Source organism: Acaryochloris thomasi RCC1774 (genome assembly GCF_003231495.1).
In the GTDB taxonomy this organism is placed as follows: Bacteria; Cyanobacteriota; Cyanobacteriia; order Thermosynechococcales; family Thermosynechococcaceae; genus RCC1774.
The window spans coordinates 199,487-215,313 of the sequence record NZ_PQWO01000009.1; the positions used below are offsets into that span (position 1 = coordinate 199,487).

12 protein-coding genes, 1 tRNA gene and 4 pseudogenes are annotated in these 15,827 nt (G+C 49.0%); 9 read left to right on the top strand and 8 right to left on the bottom strand.

Translation table 11 applies throughout. From position 1 onward, the window contains the following. Positions 1-94: 94 nt before the first annotated feature. From pruA to C1752_RS28980, 5 genes and pseudogenes are all read right to left on the bottom strand, one after another. Positions 95-3,118: an L-glutamate gamma-semialdehyde dehydrogenase gene (gene pruA / locus C1752_RS15360; protein WP_110986956.1), complete on the bottom strand. Its 3,024-nt coding sequence runs from the start codon at positions 3,116-3,118 to the stop codon at positions 95-97. Between the two features lie 149 nt (positions 3,119-3,267). Continuing rightward, a pseudogene (locus C1752_RS30535) lies at positions 3,268-3,360 on the bottom strand (tyrosine-type recombinase/integrase); the annotation flags it as partial. A 143-nt stretch (positions 3,361-3,503) separates the two neighbouring features. Further along, the gene (locus C1752_RS30305; protein ID WP_199464415.1) at positions 3,504-3,803 is read right to left on the bottom strand and encodes a tyrosine-type recombinase/integrase; all 300 of its coding nucleotides are present in this window, start codon (positions 3,801-3,803) and stop codon (positions 3,504-3,506) included. Beyond that, the gene (locus tag C1752_RS28975) at positions 3,778-3,960 is read right to left on the bottom strand and encodes a site-specific integrase (protein WP_110986957.1); all 183 of its coding nucleotides are present in this window, start codon (positions 3,958-3,960) and stop codon (positions 3,778-3,780) included. The genes C1752_RS30305 and C1752_RS28975 overlap by 26 nt, the downstream gene beginning before the upstream one ends. Positions 3,961-3,963: 3 nt before the next feature. Then, complete coding sequence (locus C1752_RS28980) at positions 3,964-4,392, bottom strand: phage integrase N-terminal SAM-like domain-containing protein (RefSeq protein ID WP_110986958.1); 429 nt, start codon at positions 4,390-4,392, stop codon at positions 3,964-3,966. A 290-nt stretch (positions 4,393-4,682) separates the two neighbouring features. Here C1752_RS28980 and C1752_RS15385 point away from each other — a divergent pair, with 290 nt between their 5' ends. From C1752_RS15385 to C1752_RS15395, 3 genes are all read left to right on the top strand, one after another. Beyond that, a complete protein-coding gene (locus tag C1752_RS15385; RefSeq protein WP_110986959.1) occupies positions 4,683-5,060 on the top strand; it encodes a hypothetical protein in 378 nt (125 codons plus the stop codon). Between the two features lie 144 nt (positions 5,061-5,204). Beyond that, entirely contained in the window at positions 5,205-5,750 is a 546-nt protein-coding gene (locus C1752_RS15390; protein WP_110986960.1) for a nucleotidyltransferase family protein, read from the top strand. Between the two features lie 171 nt (positions 5,751-5,921). After that, positions 5,922-6,317, top strand: a complete 396-nt coding sequence (locus C1752_RS15395; protein ID WP_110986961.1) for a VOC family protein — start codon at positions 5,922-5,924, stop codon at positions 6,315-6,317. Between the two features lie 303 nt (positions 6,318-6,620). Here the strand turns inward: C1752_RS15395 and cphA are convergent, their stop codons facing one another. The 3 genes from cphA to C1752_RS15415 all read right to left on the bottom strand — a co-directional run bounded on the left by cphA (position 6,621) and on the right by C1752_RS15415 (position 10,740). Further along, positions 6,621-9,311, bottom strand: coding sequence for a cyanophycin synthetase (cphA, locus tag C1752_RS15405; protein WP_110986963.1), 2,691 nt, complete (start codon positions 9,309-9,311; stop codon positions 6,621-6,623). A 386-nt stretch (positions 9,312-9,697) separates the two neighbouring features. After that, positions 9,698-10,507 carry a cyanophycinase gene (locus tag C1752_RS15410; protein ID WP_110986964.1) on the bottom strand — a complete coding sequence of 270 codons (810 nt, stop codon included), beginning with the start codon at positions 10,505-10,507 and terminating at the stop codon, positions 9,698-9,700. Between the two features lie 161 nt (positions 10,508-10,668). Further along, positions 10,669-10,740, bottom strand: a tRNA-Gly gene (locus C1752_RS15415). Between the two features lie 90 nt (positions 10,741-10,830). Here C1752_RS15415 and C1752_RS15420 point away from each other — a divergent pair. The 6 genes and pseudogenes from C1752_RS15420 to C1752_RS15445 all read left to right on the top strand — a co-directional run bounded on the left by C1752_RS15420 (position 10,831) and on the right by C1752_RS15445 (position 15,692). Continuing rightward, entirely contained in the window at positions 10,831-12,285 is a 1,455-nt protein-coding gene (locus tag C1752_RS15420; RefSeq protein ID WP_110986965.1) for a 2-succinylbenzoate--CoA ligase, read from the top strand. 60 nt (positions 12,286-12,345) lie between these two features. Further along, positions 12,346-12,909: pseudogene (locus C1752_RS15425) on the top strand (Uma2 family endonuclease). A 228-nt stretch (positions 12,910-13,137) separates the two neighbouring features. Next, positions 13,138-14,121 (top strand): ABC transporter ATP-binding protein, encoded by a 984-nt coding sequence (locus C1752_RS15430; protein WP_110986966.1) that lies wholly within the window; start codon positions 13,138-13,140, stop codon positions 14,119-14,121. Then, a complete protein-coding gene (locus C1752_RS15435) occupies positions 14,118-14,906 on the top strand; it encodes an ABC transporter permease (protein ID WP_110986967.1) in 789 nt (262 codons plus the stop codon). The genes C1752_RS15430 and C1752_RS15435 overlap by 4 nt, the downstream gene beginning before the upstream one ends. 231 nt (positions 14,907-15,137) lie before the next feature. Next, positions 15,138-15,438 (top strand): annotated as a pseudogene (locus C1752_RS30315) (type II toxin-antitoxin system Phd/YefM family antitoxin). After that, positions 15,431-15,692: pseudogene (locus C1752_RS15445) on the top strand (Txe/YoeB family addiction module toxin). The pseudogenes C1752_RS30315 and C1752_RS15445 overlap by 8 nt, the downstream one beginning before the upstream one ends. The last annotated feature ends 135 nt before the right edge of the window (positions 15,693-15,827 follow it).

The window sequence follows — 15,827 nt, forward strand, 5'->3', positions numbered from 1 at the left end:
TTGCTGCTGTTTGCGATCGCAAATGAGACTAACCCTGAACGAAGCGAACAAAACCGGGAAAGGCTCCAAACTCATTTCAGATCAGTGAAGCTATCTACTCTATGCCCTCAATCGGAGCAAAGCCCTGTCGCTGAATATTCTCTGTAACAGTACGGGGATCAAGAAACTGTAGTAAATAATCTGGCCCCCCAGCTTTAGAGCCAACCCCTGAAAGCTTATATCCCCCAAAGGGTTGCCGAGCGACGATCGCACCTGTAATGCTGCGATTGATGTATAAATTCCCTACTTCAAACTCCGTTTTGGCTTGTTCAATATGGGATGGGGTGCGAGAGTACAGTCCACCCGTGAGCGCGAAGTTCGTGTTGTTTGCGATCGCAACTCCCTCTTCAAAACTCTGCGCCTTAATCACTGACAGAACCGGACCAAAAATTTCTTCCTGAGCCAGCGAACTGTGCGGATCAACCTCAGTAAAAATCACTGGCCCCACAAAGTAACCCGTCTCAGGCGCAGGCAATTGCAAAGCCAGATTAGCTTCCGTCTTACCCTTATCAATCGTTTCACGAATTCGCTGCTGGGCTGCTTCATCAATCACGGGGCCAACCTTGGTCCCCGGATCGGCGGCAATGCCAACATTCAGCGATTTTGTCGCTTCAACTAGCCGCGCCACAAACGCGTCGTAGACGGATGCTAGAACGACTACCCGAGAGCAAGCTGAACACTTTTGGCCGCTATAGCCAAAGGCGGAATACACAACTCCCTGGACCGCCTGGTCTAAATCAGCACTTTCATCAACGATTATGGCGTTTTTACCCCCCATTTCAGCTACCACACGCTTCAAATGCCTTTGACCGGGCTGCAGAACAGCAGCGTTGGCGTAGATTTCGCACCCCACTTCTTGAGAACCCGTAAACACAATCATCTGGACTGCGGGATGTTTGACGAGGTGAGCGCCTACGGTGGAACCGCTACCTGGAACGTATTGAAATACCCCTTTAGGTATCCCGGCTTCCACAAGAATTTCGCTAAGTTTAGCCGCGATCACAGAGGTTACAGCGGCAGGCTTTAGCAAAACACAGTTTCCGGTGACTAGGGCCGCAACCGTCATCCCTGTAGGGATCGCAAGCGGAAAGTTCCAGGGGGAAATCACCAGCACAATGCCCTTGGGACGGTAGAAGTAGCGATCGCTCTCCCCGGCCACATCGTAGATAATCTTAGGATCCAAACGCTCCATCTCTGCTGCGTAGTATCGACAGAAATCTACAGCCTCTGAGACTTCTACATCGGCTTGCTGGAGAGGCTTGCCTGCTTCAAACACCATCCAGGCATTGAGTTCATGACGACGCGCTTCAAGTAGATTTGCGGCCCGTCGCAGGATGTCGGCCCGCTCTTTCGCTGATGTGCGTTTCCAAGTTTGGAAAGCGGCTTTTGCGGCTGCGATCGCATCCTCTGCCTGAGCAATATTAATCTGCCCGACAGTCCCCACAATTTCTGTCGGATTAGATGGATTAACGGATTGAACCTTCTTCTCTGTCTGCACCCGTTCTCCATCAATTAGCGGCCAATATTGTTGACCTAACTGTTGTTTGACGGCAGTGAGGGCAGATTCGGCTTGGGTTCGGTGGGTTGCGATCGCAAAATTAGTATCTGCAGAAGGATCAATCTGAGTCGCGGTCGTCGTCACGGGCATAGGCGTCGGTTCCACTTCGCTACCGTCCTGATCGCCCTCTCTCCACTGAGGCGCTGCTAACAGTTCTTCAATCGGAGTCTCGGTTAAACTTTGCCGCAGAAAAGAGCTATTGGCAGTGTTCTCTAGCAATCGTCGAATCAGATAGGCCATCCCTGGAATCAAAGCGCCGTAGGGACAGTAGACTCGTACTCGATGCCCCTGTTTTGCTAACGCTGCTGCTAGGTTGTCGGCCATACCGTACAAGACTTGAAATTCAATGTGTCGCTGCGGAATATTGAGGGTTTGAGCAATTGAGATCGCATGGGCCTGAGACCGAACATTGTGGCTACCGATGGCGGCGTACAGATGCTCATGATTTTCTAAGAGCAACTGTGTCATGCGCTCAAAATTGGCGTCCGTGGAAGACTTGTGATTATAGACGGGCGTGGGCCAATGATTCTGGCGAGCAATGATGGTCTCTTGATCCCAGTAGGCTCCTTTGATCAGCCGCACCGTGATCGGTTTGCCCCGCTGTTTCGCCCATTCAATCAGATCCTTCAAATCACCGTAGCTATCCCGGAGATAGGCTTGGAGTGTGATGCCGATGTTGTTGCGATCGCAAAACTCTTCCTCCATTAACAAAGACTTTAACGTCGCTAGCGTGGCATCTTTATAGCGGTACTGTTCCATATCAAAATGAACATCGGCACCCACTTCCTGCGCTCGACGGAGGAGAATGCGGATGCGATCGCACACCGTTGTCTGAGACCCCTCTACATCTAACGGATCAAACTGAGAGTAAAACGCTGTCAACTTTAACGTCACCTGGACCTTAGCTAAATCATCCCCGTCAGCAGCGTCAATCTGGGGTACCGAAGACCACCGCCGAGAAACCTCTGTAAGCTGTCCCATTAACGCTAGATATTGATCGAGATAAGACTGAGCTTCTTTTTCCGTGATCACTGCCTCGCCTAAAACATCGATAGCGAAGGTCATCGATTGTTTACGGAGACGATTAATGGTCTTGAGAACCTGCTTCAGCGTTTCGCCTGCGATATATTTTTGTGCCAGGGTTGCAACTGAGGTGGACAGAGTCGTCGCCGCAACTTGTCCCGGTATTGAATCGGAAGCCGTGAAGTTAAGCAGCCGTTTCAACGCTTCCGGTAGTTCTACATCAGGAACGCTCAGATACTCCTGAAGATGACGGGCCATTTCAGCTTTGGTGGTCAAAGACGGCAAACAATCGATCAGACGAAAGAGCTGCACCCGCAAACTGGGGTTGTCCATTGTCCAATTGAGCAGCTTATCGTCCCACCGGAATTGGTCTTGTATTTTAGCGAGGAGCGATCGCTTTTCTGCGGTCTGCGCCAACAGCTCCCGCGCAATGGCCTGGGTCTTTTCTTCATAGAGAGGCGGAGTCGTAAGTTCAGAACGAGACGGATTCACAGTCATCAAACAACCTGCTTCATACAAACCTAGACAATCTTCGACAAACAGGTCGATATTTAATTGGTGTTTTAGAACTGGAGTGCCCCTCCAGCTTCATATCAATCTTAATAACTGAAAAGGTATCCCGCACTCAGTCACGCCGTGTCTGCTGATTAAATATCTAGGGGGCTACGAACGCTCAAAGTACCTTGATTGAGAACATGGGTATAAATCATCGTGGTTTTTACGTCTTTGTGCCCTAATAAGTAGATAGGCTCAATTGACTTGAAGATTCCTGATTAATTTCAATATCGTTGCATTGGCCCTCACCCCCAGCCCCCCTCTCCCAATGTTGGGAGAGGGGGGCTGGGGGTGAGGGCCATGTAGAGCATTTGCTAATATCTGATCTTTAACTTGATTCTGCCTCGCCACTTAGCTCCTGAACGGTACGAATGTCATAGCCGTTTTGCCGCAAATGAGTCGCAAAGCTATGGCGAAGCGTGTGACAGCTTACTTTCTTAGCTATTTGAGCTTGGTGGGCTGCTTTCTTGAGCGAGTGCTGCAGAAAACCATCGCCTAAACGATGTCGCTGTTCTCTACCACTGCGAGGATCGGTGCTGCGCCGTTGAGCCGGAAAAACATATTGCCAAATCCATTCTTGTTCTGCGTTGGGATATTTGCGATCAAGGGCGTGGGGTAACGGTGCTATATCCTTGAGCTAGCTCATCTTGCTGCAGTTGCTTAACGTAGACGAGATGGGCCTGTAGGAGTTCAATGAGACTTTGTGGAAGAACGGTGATTCGGTCTTTATTACCTTTGGCATTCCGCACCATCACTTGAGACTGACCAAAATCAAGATCTTTCACTCGCTAGGCGTAGCCCTTCTTTGACCCGCATCTCAGCTTAGCCAAGAGCTGTTGAATCCCCTCTAGTGCCTGCAATAAACGCTGAAACTCATCGGCCGTCAACACTGTAGGTAAATGCTTGGACTGTCTGGCCCGAACTACATCAATAGATTCGGCTAAAGGCTGTTTCAGTACCTGCCGATAGAGAACCAGCAAGGCACTGAGCGCTTGATTTTGGGTGGATGCTGCCACATCTCCGTTAACGGCTAAATGGGTGAAGAATGCCTTTACTTCGGCCTCGCCCATTTCTTGGGGATGCCGTTTATGGTGAAACAGAATAAAGCGCCGGATCCACCAAACATAAGTTTTTTCTGTGCGATGGGCATAGTGCTTGACTCGCAGTGCATCGCGCACCTGATCAAGCAGCTTTCTGGGCTTGGTGAGTTCTTCCATATGAGCTGGATAATAGCTATGGGAGGAAATTTATATAGATGAATGCAGTCTAAATCGCTACCACTTCCTAGGCAAAAGCTTCTAAAACTCCTATGGAATGATGCATATAGCGATTTCAGGATTGGTTTCTATATTTAAACCTTACAAGATATGTATTCGTGAAGACTCAGGTGTTACTCTTCTACAAAAGCTGCCAAATTTAGACTTTAGCAGTTAATGACTCTAAATAAGCAAGCTTTTTAGTCCGCGAACTGCAGACTAAATATAGTCAGACCTTTGATATTGACATCATGGATTTTGATAAATTTTCAATTAGTGAGTTTCAAAGGCGAGGTCTTAACAGTACTTCTTCTCGTAAGCTAGCAGATGAACTTGAGGAAGCTGCATTGCAAGAGATTCATAGTGTTCTAATGCCGACGATGAATAAAATCATTGATGAGCTTAATAAACGTGGGCACCAACTGACATTTTATGAAGATCCGATACCAGGAGATATTTCATATAGACACAAAGATGGTGATGGAGAGATGGGGTTAAGAATTGCTGTTGACACTATCATTTCAACTGGATATTCTCACCTATATGACAACAATCAATCAGATGAAGAGATAATTGAAGAAGTGGTTGATAATTTATGTAAGCTTATCGAGCCGACAGATCTAATTTGAGAGTTTTTTTCGATTATCACAAAATCCATACTTTCTGAGCTATGGTTTAACTAGACCATACAGCGGGACGCTCGAAATACCCTATTACTCAACGCTTTAAATTAATTCTCGCGCCCCTGATGGGGTAGCCGTTAGGCATATGCCATGAATTTCGAAACGCAGATCGAAAAATGGGTTTCTGAGGACAGCTCAAGAATTCATGCTCTAGAGATAGCCTCCGAACTTAAACTCAACGATTGGTGTCTGGCTGCGGGGTTCGTAAGAAACATGGTTTGGGATAAACTCCATGATCGCCATTTCCCAACACCGCTCAATGACATCGATTTAATCTACTTCAATCGTGAAGAATCTTCGTTGGAAACCGACCAGGACTTGGAATCCATTCTTAAGACTAAATTGAACAAGCCTTGGTCTGTGAAAAACCAAGCGCGAATGCATCTAAGAAATAAAGATGCGTCATATACATCGACGGAAGATGCAATGAGTTATTGGGTTGAGGTGGAAACTGCAATTGGAGTCAGGTTAAGCCCTACGGACGGTCTGGAACTTGTTGCACCATTCGGACTTTCATCGCTGTTTTCAAGTACCGTTACCATTAACGATAAGCGCAGAAAGCCAAAAGAATTTTATGAGCGAGTCCGTTCAAAGAAGTGGCTGCAAACGTGGCCGAAGTTGAAAATATATGCCTAAAAAGTCGCTGCAACGGACCCTTGCACGCTGAGCTAAGCGTTAGGCTACTTTAATCGTCGGGAGGACAGTCTGAAAGCTAGTTATGGTGGAGCAGAGTCGGGTTATAGTGTGCGTTGAATATTTGCAGTCTAGCTACGTGTAAGCACTACATAGATCTTCAGAGGAGTTTTCATGCTTCAAGGTAAAATTGTGCGTGTTGCTCGCCCAACTGACCAATTAGAGGAAGTCGTCAAATTCTACACAGAAGGTCTAGGGTTTCAAATTCTCGATCATTTTGAGAATCATGAAGGATTTGATGGTGTAATGCTTGGAATACCAGGAGAACCTTACCATTTTGAGTTTACACAGCAGCAAGAACACAGTGTTGGTCGTGCTCCAACGCAAGACAACCTGATTGTTTTTTACTTTCCAGATCAACAAGAGTGGCAATGTGCCGTTGATCAAATAAAAGTGAGTGGATATAAGCCTATACAGTCTTATAACCCTTATTGGGATAGAAGTGGAGTAACCTTTGAAGATCCAGATGGATACCGTATCGTCTTACAAAATGCTACTTGGGAGACATAACGTGTTGGGCCAGCACCCAACAGCACCGTGCAAAGGATGCTTGAAACACACTTCTCGTTGGACATTTTTTATTCTGCTCACGCCCGTGCAGTGATCGGGGGTTGTGACAATTGAGAGGGATCATATATTTCTCGACCAAGATCTTCTCATGATCGAAGACATCCATATCTTGATCGGTTACTTCCCCGTGCAGCAATAGAGGCATGCCTACCTTTTTCATCTACGAATATCCGTCACCTCAAAGTCTAAATTGATTGCTGCACCAACTAGAACGTACTATTCAATCCTATAGACTTTCGCTTCTTAAGTCTTGATTCCATCCAGGCAGATATCTGCATTTTTAAAATCGGCTGATCGTGCCTCCTCTGGCTTTTCAACAATTGGATTTCGAGCCTTAATCAATGAGATTGTTCGACTAACATTATCAGGAAAAACAACGACAAGCGACTCTTTAGGGGCATTATCTAGTGCCCATATAATGGCCTCTGCTTCGTCTAGGCGAACAGAGTGGGAGGCTGCCGACTCAGCCCCGCCCTGACAGATGCCCTGAACAATTAGCTCTGCGGCATTACCGGGAGCGCGACCCCGCCCATCATCATCTTCTTTAACAATAATCTGATCGAAGAACGTCGCCGAGAGTTTGCCGAGATCAATTAAATCTTGATCGCGGCGATCACCCGGTCCCCCGACCACGCCAATGGCAGGGCCAGTCCAGTTTTTGACAAAGCCCCCTACCGCTTTATATCCGGCTGGGTTATGGGCATAGTCCACCAGTACGTGAAATTGGCCGAGGTTGAAGAGATTCATACGTCCCGGCGTCTGCTGTTCTGAGGCTTTAAAACTGTGCAGAGCCGCCTGAATCTGCTTGACGGTCACGCCTTGGACATAGGCAGCTAGACTTGCCGCCAGAGCATTAGCAATCATGAACGGAGCCATTCCACCCAGCGTTACCGGAACTTGTTTAACGTGCTCAATACGGTGAACCTGATCCTGCTGCACAATGGTTAGGTAGCCTTGGTCGTAGACGGCAGCGATTCCACCCTGCTTGAGGTGCGATCGCAACACTTCATTTTCAGGATCCATCGAAAAATAGGCCACTTTTCCGGGCACCTGCGCCGCCATTGCCGCGACTCGCGGATCATCAGCATTAAGAACAGCATAGCCATCGGGATGCACCGTCTCAGCGATCACTCCTTTGACCCTGGCCAACTGATCAACGGTATTAATATCTCCTAGCCCCAAATGGTCCGCCGCCACGTTCAGAACGACTCCCACATCACACTGTGAAAAGGCCAAGCCCGAACGCAAAATACCGCCCCGAGCTGTTTCAAGAACCGCAATATCCACCGTCGGATCCTGCAGAACCATTTGTGCACTCAGGGGGCCTGTGGTGTCTCCCTTCTCGACGAGGCGATCGCCGATATAGATGCCGTCGGTGGTCGTAAAGCCCACAGCATCATAAACCTGACGGCAAATATGGGCAATGAGTCGCGTGGTGGTGGTTTTGCCATTGGTACCCGTCACCGCCACAATGGGCACCCGAGTCGGCGTCCCCGGCGGAAACAGCATCTTAATGATGGGTGCTGCCACATTACGAGCGCGGCCTTCACTAGGTGCAATGTGCATCCGTAACCCGGGTGCTGCGTTAACCTCAACAATCACGCCATCTGCCTGGCTCAGGGGTTGAGTGATATCAGTTGTAATCACATCAATCCCTGCAATATCGAGGTCAATAATGCGAGATACCCGTTCCGCTAACCAAACAGTTTCTGGATGAATCTCATCGGTGCGGTCAATGGCAATGCCGCCCGTACTGAGGTTGGCTGTTGCGCGCAGGTAACCAATTTGATTGGGCTGCAAAACAGTGTCAACGGTGAACCCTTGACGGCTCAGCATGGCATCAGTGGCGTCGTCCAGTTGAATATGGGTGAGGATGTTGTCGTGCCCCGCGCCCCGACGATGATCTCGATTCTCTTGTTCAACAAGGGCTGCAATTGTGTCTTTACCATTGCCAACTACGTGAGCCGGGACGCGCTCTGCAACCGCGACAACTTTGTGGTTAACGACCAGAATGCGATGATCTCGGCCCTGATAGAAATGTTCGACAATCACGCCTGTAGAAATATCCTTGGCTCGGTCGTAGGCAATTTCTACCTGTTCTTTTGACTGAATATCAATGGTGATCCCGCGACCGTGATTTCCATCTAAGGGCTTTATCACAATCGGATAGCCACCCAAGTCTTCAATCGCGTTATCTAATTCGCTAAAGGCATAAATCACTTTACCCAATGGAACCGGCGCACCCATACGCGTCAGAATTTCTTTAGTCCGTTCCTTATCGCAGGCTAATTCGACCCCCAAAACGTTGCTATGGGAGGTGAGTGCTGCCTGTAGTCGCTTTTGGTATTTGCCGTATCCAAGCTGATGGAGATCGCAATTCTCTAGCTCCATCCACGGGATATTGAGGGCTTCTGCCTCGCGGATCAGCGCCTCGGTGCTCGCCCCTAGGGCGGCTTCAGTACGCAGCTCAACCAAATCTTCTAAATCCGTTTGCAGTTCAGCTTCAGGGTAGGTGCCTGTTTCAGCCAAGCTCTTACATAAACGGTGGGCAGCTCGGGTGGCATAGCGACCGGCGGCTTCATTTTGATATTCAATTGCAACTTGATAAACGCCGGGGGTTACCGTCTCGCGGGTACGACCAAACCCCACCTCCATGCCCGCTAAAACCTGGAGTTCTAGCGCCACATGCTCTAGGATATGCCCCACCATGGTGCCTTCCTGGACCCGGCTGAGAAACCCACCCCGACACCCTGGCGAGCAGTGATGCTCTTCTAGGCTAGGTAAAACCGAGATTAATCCGTTGTAGAACCCTGGAATCGTATCAGACGGACGGTTAGCCAAGTCCTCCAGGTCCAGCCGAATGAGAATCAACTTTGCCCGACGAATACTCCAGTAGTTAGGGCCTCGAAGCGTTTGGGTTTGGAGAATTTTCATAGGTTATGGAGAGTGCTTGAGCCGATTCCAGCAGTTTAATGACAGTCTTGAGCGTTTAAATAGGCGTTGTTAAGGACTCAACTCAAGATTAATTTGTTTACGAACGCTATTATTTGTTAACCCCAAGTTCTGTAGTTTTAGCTACATATGTGCGTAGTAGATTAGTAGTCTCAGGCTTTCTTAGGTCTGCTTTGAAGCACTCAAATCCATTCAGGGCTTGAGGTATCGTAACATGCTGAAATAGCCGATAAATCAGACTATTTCAATCCTATATAAGTGGCTTTGCGGGTTTTGGCCATTCGTACAGGACTATCAGATTAACCGCATCGAGCAATTTCCCATGATTACAAATCTCGCTCTAATTCTGGGACGCTTAAAAAGCTGCGCTAAGACGGCAAAACAGTCCGATGCTGATAGTGGTAGAGATCGCCCCGGTTTAGAATGTGCACGGTTAGATTGTGCAAACTGAGGGGAGACGTTTCGTCTGACTCTGGGTGATTCGTATAGGCCAATTCCCCTGGATCGATGACGGTGATCGACCCCTTACCCAATATTTCAAAGCTCCCATCCCCTCTGAAGGCAGCACAGGTATCTTCGTCAATGCCCATCCCTAGCTTCTCAGGATACGTTGCGATCGCACTGAGTAATCGAGCCATCCGATTGCGATTATGGAAGTGCTGATCCACCAACACTTCAGGAATAATTCCTAACCCATCCATCAAATCGACGAGTGAGCGGTTGGGAGATTCACCACTGCTGCCCCCCGAGATCATTTTTTCGCCCATAATGGCAGCGCCAGCGCTGGTTCCAGCAAGGACAAGCGAGCCCAGATGAAGCCGCTTTCTGATAGCTGCAATAAATTTACTATCGTTGATGAAGTGGAAAAGACGAACCTGATCGCCACCTGTCACAAAGACACCCGTACAGTCATCTAAGATATCGAGCCAGCGCAGCTCATCACACTCATGGGGTCGCCGAATATCAAGAACCTCAACCCGGTGCGCCCCCATTCTCTTGAAGATCTGGTAATAGCGATCGCCGACCGCACTGGGTTCTTGTGAAGCGCAGGGAATAATGCCGATGGTTGCTAGCTTTCCGCCTGCACTCTCGAAAAAGGCGGTTAATATACTGCACTCATTGACCTTATCTTCTGCTCCACCAATAACCATAATTGGGTACTGGGTCGGAATTACCATAGATTCTTACACTAAAATTTTTCTCTGGAGCACAAAGCGATCCCAGGTCACGAATTATATAACCGTGGCGGAGCAAAATCAAAGCGTCTGTTAGTCATTGGGCGCCCGATCGTTGATATAGCAGCGCCGCTGATCTCAAACAAAGGGAATAGACAAACAAGAGCGGATGATCGGACTCGAACCGACGACATTCAGCTTGGGAAGCTGACGTTCTACCACTGAACTACACCCGCAAGAGGTGGATACTAAGATAGCATCCGAACTTCGTCTGTAACGCCGTAGCTCATAATATTTTATGAACTTGTCGCGGTGAGAACGACTGGGTGGAGCATTCATCAGCAACTGACTACTTTCAGAAGCGCCTGCATGAGCAGTGGCTATTGGGTATTGATGGCTGGACCGTTCGGACCCAAGCAAGACTCCATCAGCTTTCTTCCTTGACGCAAGCTGGCACTCATCCAAGAATTCTATTGAACCTGCAGGACCCATTAGAGTTTCTTGCCGCCTTCATGGCTGCGTGCATAACTGAATCTCCTGTCTTTCTGGGCAATCCGAGCTGGAGTCGAGCAGACTGGGAACAAGTCATCGCCTTATCTCAGCCCCACATTATCTGGGATGCAGCAGGGCAAACGTTCACAGAAAATCCGTTTACCCCCCATCAAAAAAGCTGGATCATGGTCCCAACGGGCGGCTCGTCTGGGAAAATTCGATTTGCAATTCACACATGGTCAACTCTAATGGCCTCTGTGCAAGGCTGCCAACAATACTTTGAGTCACCCACCATCAACTCTTGCTGTACGCTGCCTTTACACCACGTTAGTGGGCTGATGCAGTTTCTGCGCTCCTTTACGACTGGCGGTCGGCTGGCGATTCTTCCTTTCGATGATTTTTTGAACGGCGTTAGCTCCAATCCAGCTCTCGCAGCTTTTCTTGACAGTCAATCCCAAGAAGTGCAAGCGTTCTTTCTATCTCTTGTTCCTACGCAGCTTCAGCGATTGCTGCAAAGACCAGAACGCCTTCCTTGGCTAGCTCGTTTTCAGACTGTGCTGCTAGGGGGTGCCCCTGCATGGCCTGAGCTTCTCAATGCGGCCAGAAAGCATAAAGTTCGGTTGGCACCGACCTATGGCATGACCGAGACAGCATCTCAGGTCGCGACGCTAAAGCCGGATGATTTTCTTGCAGGTCATTACAGTAGTGGACAAGTTTTGCCCCACGCTCAAGTCTTGGCTCAGGATGATGATCAGAGGTTCCTTCCTCGGAATCAAACGGGCAGAATCGCGATCCAATCTCAGTCCCTTTGCTTGGGGTATTATCCTGAACGGTTTGCAAATCCTGAAACCTTTGTAACGGACGACCTTGGATATCTTTGCGATGAGCAACCTTCAGCCTGTAGGCAAGAGCAGGACGCTCACATCTCCGGGAAGACTCCACATTTACATGTTGTTGGCCGCGACAGCCGCAAGATTATCTCTGGAGGTGAGAATATTTTCCCGGAGGAGGTGGAGGCAGCGATTCGAGCCACGGGACTAGTCAAGGATGTTTATGTAACAGGCGCTCCTGATTCTGAATGGGGAGAAGTTGCGATCGCACTTTACGTCCCCATCACACCGAGCAGGTCAGTTCTAGAAATACAAGCCGCACTGCAAAACACGCTCAGCAAACTCAAGTATCCAAAGCGGTGGATTGCGGTAGAACAGATCCCTCGCAATGCTCAAGGCAAAGTTAGTCAAATGCAGGTTGCAATGGAGGTGCGATCTCATCTCTCCAACGGTGGCTAGGTTTTTAACGGTTTTGCGCCATCGACTACACTAGAAATACATTGCTCAACGGTATATTCAATGGTTGCCAATGCGGTTCGCTGGACCACTCAAGACCTAGAGGTCATGCCCGATGATTGGGGCTGGAAGCGCTACGAAATCATTGATGGGGAATTGTTTGTGACCCGCGCTTCTCATATTAGCCATTAAGATGCAGGCGGTAACCTTCATGTAGAGTTGGCCCTTTAGTCTAGACAAAACCAACTCGGCAGACCTATTCAAACACCCGGCGTTATTTTTACCCCTCACGATGCTGTTATCCCGGATGTAGTGTGGGTGAGCAATGAGTGTCTTGCCAGTGGCGTCGATGACGCAGGACATTTGACGGTTGCCCCTGAATTAATGATCGAGGTTTTATCTGCTGGTGAGCGCAATGAGCAACGCGATAAAAAAGCCAAGTTTAAGCTCTACTCGCTGCGTGGTGTCCGAGAATACTGGATTGTGAGCTGGCAGCAAAAAACGGTAGAGGTCTATCGCCGCCAAGAGACTCGGCTCCAGCTTGTCGCTACATTGCTGCTAGAAGATACGCTCACCTCGCCGCTGCTGCCTGAGTTTGAGCTCCCCGTAGCCCGCATTTTTCAGTAAGGTTTTATTCTCTCTTAGGAATCTGAAGCTGCTGGCTCTTGCTGCTCAGAATTCGGGAGTTGCGAATTACAGAAGCTGGCCCGCTGTGCGATCGTTGGAACGAGACTTACAGCTCCTCTTAATTGGCTACTATCATCACTTGAACTACAGTTGTGTATCCTAGCCGTTTACGAGAACTCTATTCATAAAGGGATGCTGAGTTTTTCTAAACCTCGCTACTCTATAGATATGACTATGATTACCGTTGATCAACTGGGTAAGAACTATCCCGTTGCCATAAAAGAGCCAGGATTAAAGGGAACGGTCTCCCATTTTCTGCGCCGCAAGCACCGCCTGATCAAGGCCGTGCAGGACGTTTCTTTCCAGATTCAACCAGGAGAGATTGTTGGATTTCTAGGACCGAATGGGGCCGGAAAAACTACAACGCTGAAAATGCTCACGGGTCTCATTCATCCCTCAAGCGGGCAGGTGCGAGTGGCGGGGCATACGCCGTTCAATCGCCGCAAGCCGTTTTTAGAAAAAATCACCTTAGTTATGGGACAAAAGCAGCAGCTTCTCTGGGATTTACCGGCCCTAGATTCCCTAAGGATTAATGCGGCGGTCTACGGTCTTTCAGAACGCGAATCTCAACGACGGATTGGTCAACTCACTGAAATGCTGGCTCTAGAGGGTAAACTCACGCAGCCAGTGCGAAAGCTCTCGTTGGGTGAGCGCATGAAGGCAGAGCTGTTGGCGGCGCTCTTGCATCAGCCCCAGGTTTTGTTCCTAGACGAGCCGACGCTGGGATTAGACGTGAATGCCCAAGTGGGAGTCCGAGATTTTTTGCGGGACTACAATCAAGAATACGGCGCGACGATTTTGCTCACCAGCCACTACATGGCTGATATCACAGCGCTGTGCGATCGCGTCCTCTTAATCCACGAAGGCCAGCTCATATACGACGGTGCCCTAGACGGCCTACTGGAGCGCTTTGCGCCGTTCCGTGAGGTGAAAATTGAGCTAGAGCAACCTCGGACAACAGAACAACTGTGTATATATGGCGAGGTGGAATCTATACAAGGACGTGAAGTGCGACTGCTGGTGCGACGAGAGAAATTGACGGATGCAATCGCAACCATCCTTTCTGACCTCCCCGTTCTAGATTTGACCATCACCGATCCGCCCGTCGAAGAAATCATCGGGCGCGTCTTTTCGGCAGGACAGGTCGCATGAGCCAGACCCTCAGGCGAGTCGGAACTTTTCTATCGGTTTACTACGCCTACATGGTGGAGTACCGCGCGGAGCTACTGCTGTGGGTGTTAGCCAACTCGCTACCGATCATCATGATGGGCGTTTGGACTCAGGCCTCGCAAACAGGGCAATTCGATTTTGGGCCGTTGGACTTTGCCCGCTACTTTATTAGCGTCTTTCTAGTCCGCCAGTTCACCATCGTTTGGGTCATTTGGGATTTTGAGCGCGAGGTGGTTGAGGGTAAGCTTTCACCGCGTTTGCTGCAGCCCATTGATCCGGTGTGGCATCACGTCGCAGGCCATCTATCTGAGCGGGTGGCGAGACTGCCGTTTACGCTGGCGTTGGTGGGATTCTTCTTCCTGCTGTATCCGCAGGCGTTTTGGGTACCGAGCTTAGGGCGGCTTGTGTTGGCAATATTGGGGGTTGCGATCGCATTTGCCCTACGCTTTATCATGCAGTACACCTTTGCCATGTGCGCCTTCTGGACTGAGCGAGCCACGGCTATTGAACAGTTTTGGTATCTGTTCTATTTATTTTTGTCAGGCATGATTGCGCCATTGGATCTGTTCCCAGAAGGAGTGCAGGCAGTCGTGCAGTGGACTCCATTTCCCTACCTAATCTACTTTCCAGCCAGTTTATTGCTTGGGCGATCGGTGAATGTTATTCAGGGTTTTATGGTGATGGTAGGCTGGTGTTTAGTATGGTTGGTTGCAAATCGCTGGCTGTGGAGGAAGGGATTGAAGCATTATTCAGGCATGGGAGCTTGAAGGTTCACGAGATCAAATTTTCATTGGAGCGTACACAGAAAATAGAGCGACAACTAAGGTGACAAAGCTCCAGATGAATCCTGTGCTAGATTGCGATCGCACTTGCCCTAAAATTCTTGATGCGGCATATCTCTACAGTGTGTGTTGGCAGGGAGCAAGCTACCACAATCGAGAAACTTTGATACCTGTTCTAATCCGAGATGATTGCACGATCAAACCGCCTCCCTCTGAATGACGAGCTATACTTGTACCGCTAACAGTACAAGTTCCAAAAATATCATCACCTTCAGCGAAGCTCGCAGCAAGCTGAAAGCCGTTTTAGATCGCGTGGTGAATGATGCAGACTACACCATCATTACTCGCCGTGATGCTGATGATACAGTACTCATTACTCATGTCCCTTAGCACCTTCAATAGCCTGCAGGAAAGAGTTCACCTGCTGAAGTCTTCAGCCAACGCCATTCATCTAGAGCATTCCATTGCCCAATATCGGGAAGGGAAGATCGCTGAGCACGATCTACTTGATGAATAGCCGAAAGCTAGTATGGACCGACGAAGCGTGGAAAGACTATCTGCACTGGCAAAGTCAGGATAAGAAGACCTTGAAGCGCATCAACAAATTAATTCAGGCAACCAAAAGCCTACCCTTCGATGGGATCGGAAAGCCTGAACCTCTCAGAGAGACTCTCTGGCTTTTGGGCACGACGGATTGATGAAGCAAATCGCCTGGTTTACGCAGTTGATGATGGCTACCTCACAATTATTTCCTGTCGGTGTCACTATTAACCCCCATAAGGATCGAGGAATAAATAATATCCAGAACCTCAATGGAAGAATGATAGTCTGAGCATCCTCCCCTATTTGGTTTGAGATGAATCCTTACACAGTGAATATTGAGCAGCAAATGCAACGGCTCTACAA

What these genes read in the sequence shown, in the direction of transcription:
- C1752_RS15430 (WP_110986966.1), top strand. Translation starts at nt 13,138, where the DNA reads ATGACTATGATTACCGTTGATCAACTGGGTAAGAACTATCCCGTTGCC.
- C1752_RS15410 (WP_110986964.1), bottom strand. Translation starts at nt 10,507, where the DNA reads ATGGTAATTCCGACCCAGTACCCAATTATGGTTATTGGTGGAGCAGAA.
- C1752_RS28980 (WP_110986958.1), bottom strand. Translation starts at nt 4,392, where the DNA reads ATGGAAGAACTCACCAAGCCCAGAAAGCTGCTTGATCAGGTGCGCGAT.
- pruA (WP_110986956.1), bottom strand. Translation starts at nt 3,118, where the DNA reads ATGACTGTGAATCCGTCTCGTTCTGAACTTACGACTCCGCCTCTCTAT.
- C1752_RS15395 (WP_110986961.1), top strand. Translation starts at nt 5,922, where the DNA reads ATGCTTCAAGGTAAAATTGTGCGTGTTGCTCGCCCAACTGACCAATTA.
- C1752_RS15385 (WP_110986959.1), top strand. Translation starts at nt 4,683, where the DNA reads ATGGATTTTGATAAATTTTCAATTAGTGAGTTTCAAAGGCGAGGTCTT.
- C1752_RS15435 (WP_110986967.1), top strand. Translation starts at nt 14,118, where the DNA reads ATGAGCCAGACCCTCAGGCGAGTCGGAACTTTTCTATCGGTTTACTAC.
- cphA (WP_110986963.1), bottom strand. Translation starts at nt 9,311, where the DNA reads ATGAAAATTCTCCAAACCCAAACGCTTCGAGGCCCTAACTACTGGAGT.
- C1752_RS15390 (WP_110986960.1), top strand. Translation starts at nt 5,205, where the DNA reads ATGAATTTCGAAACGCAGATCGAAAAATGGGTTTCTGAGGACAGCTCA.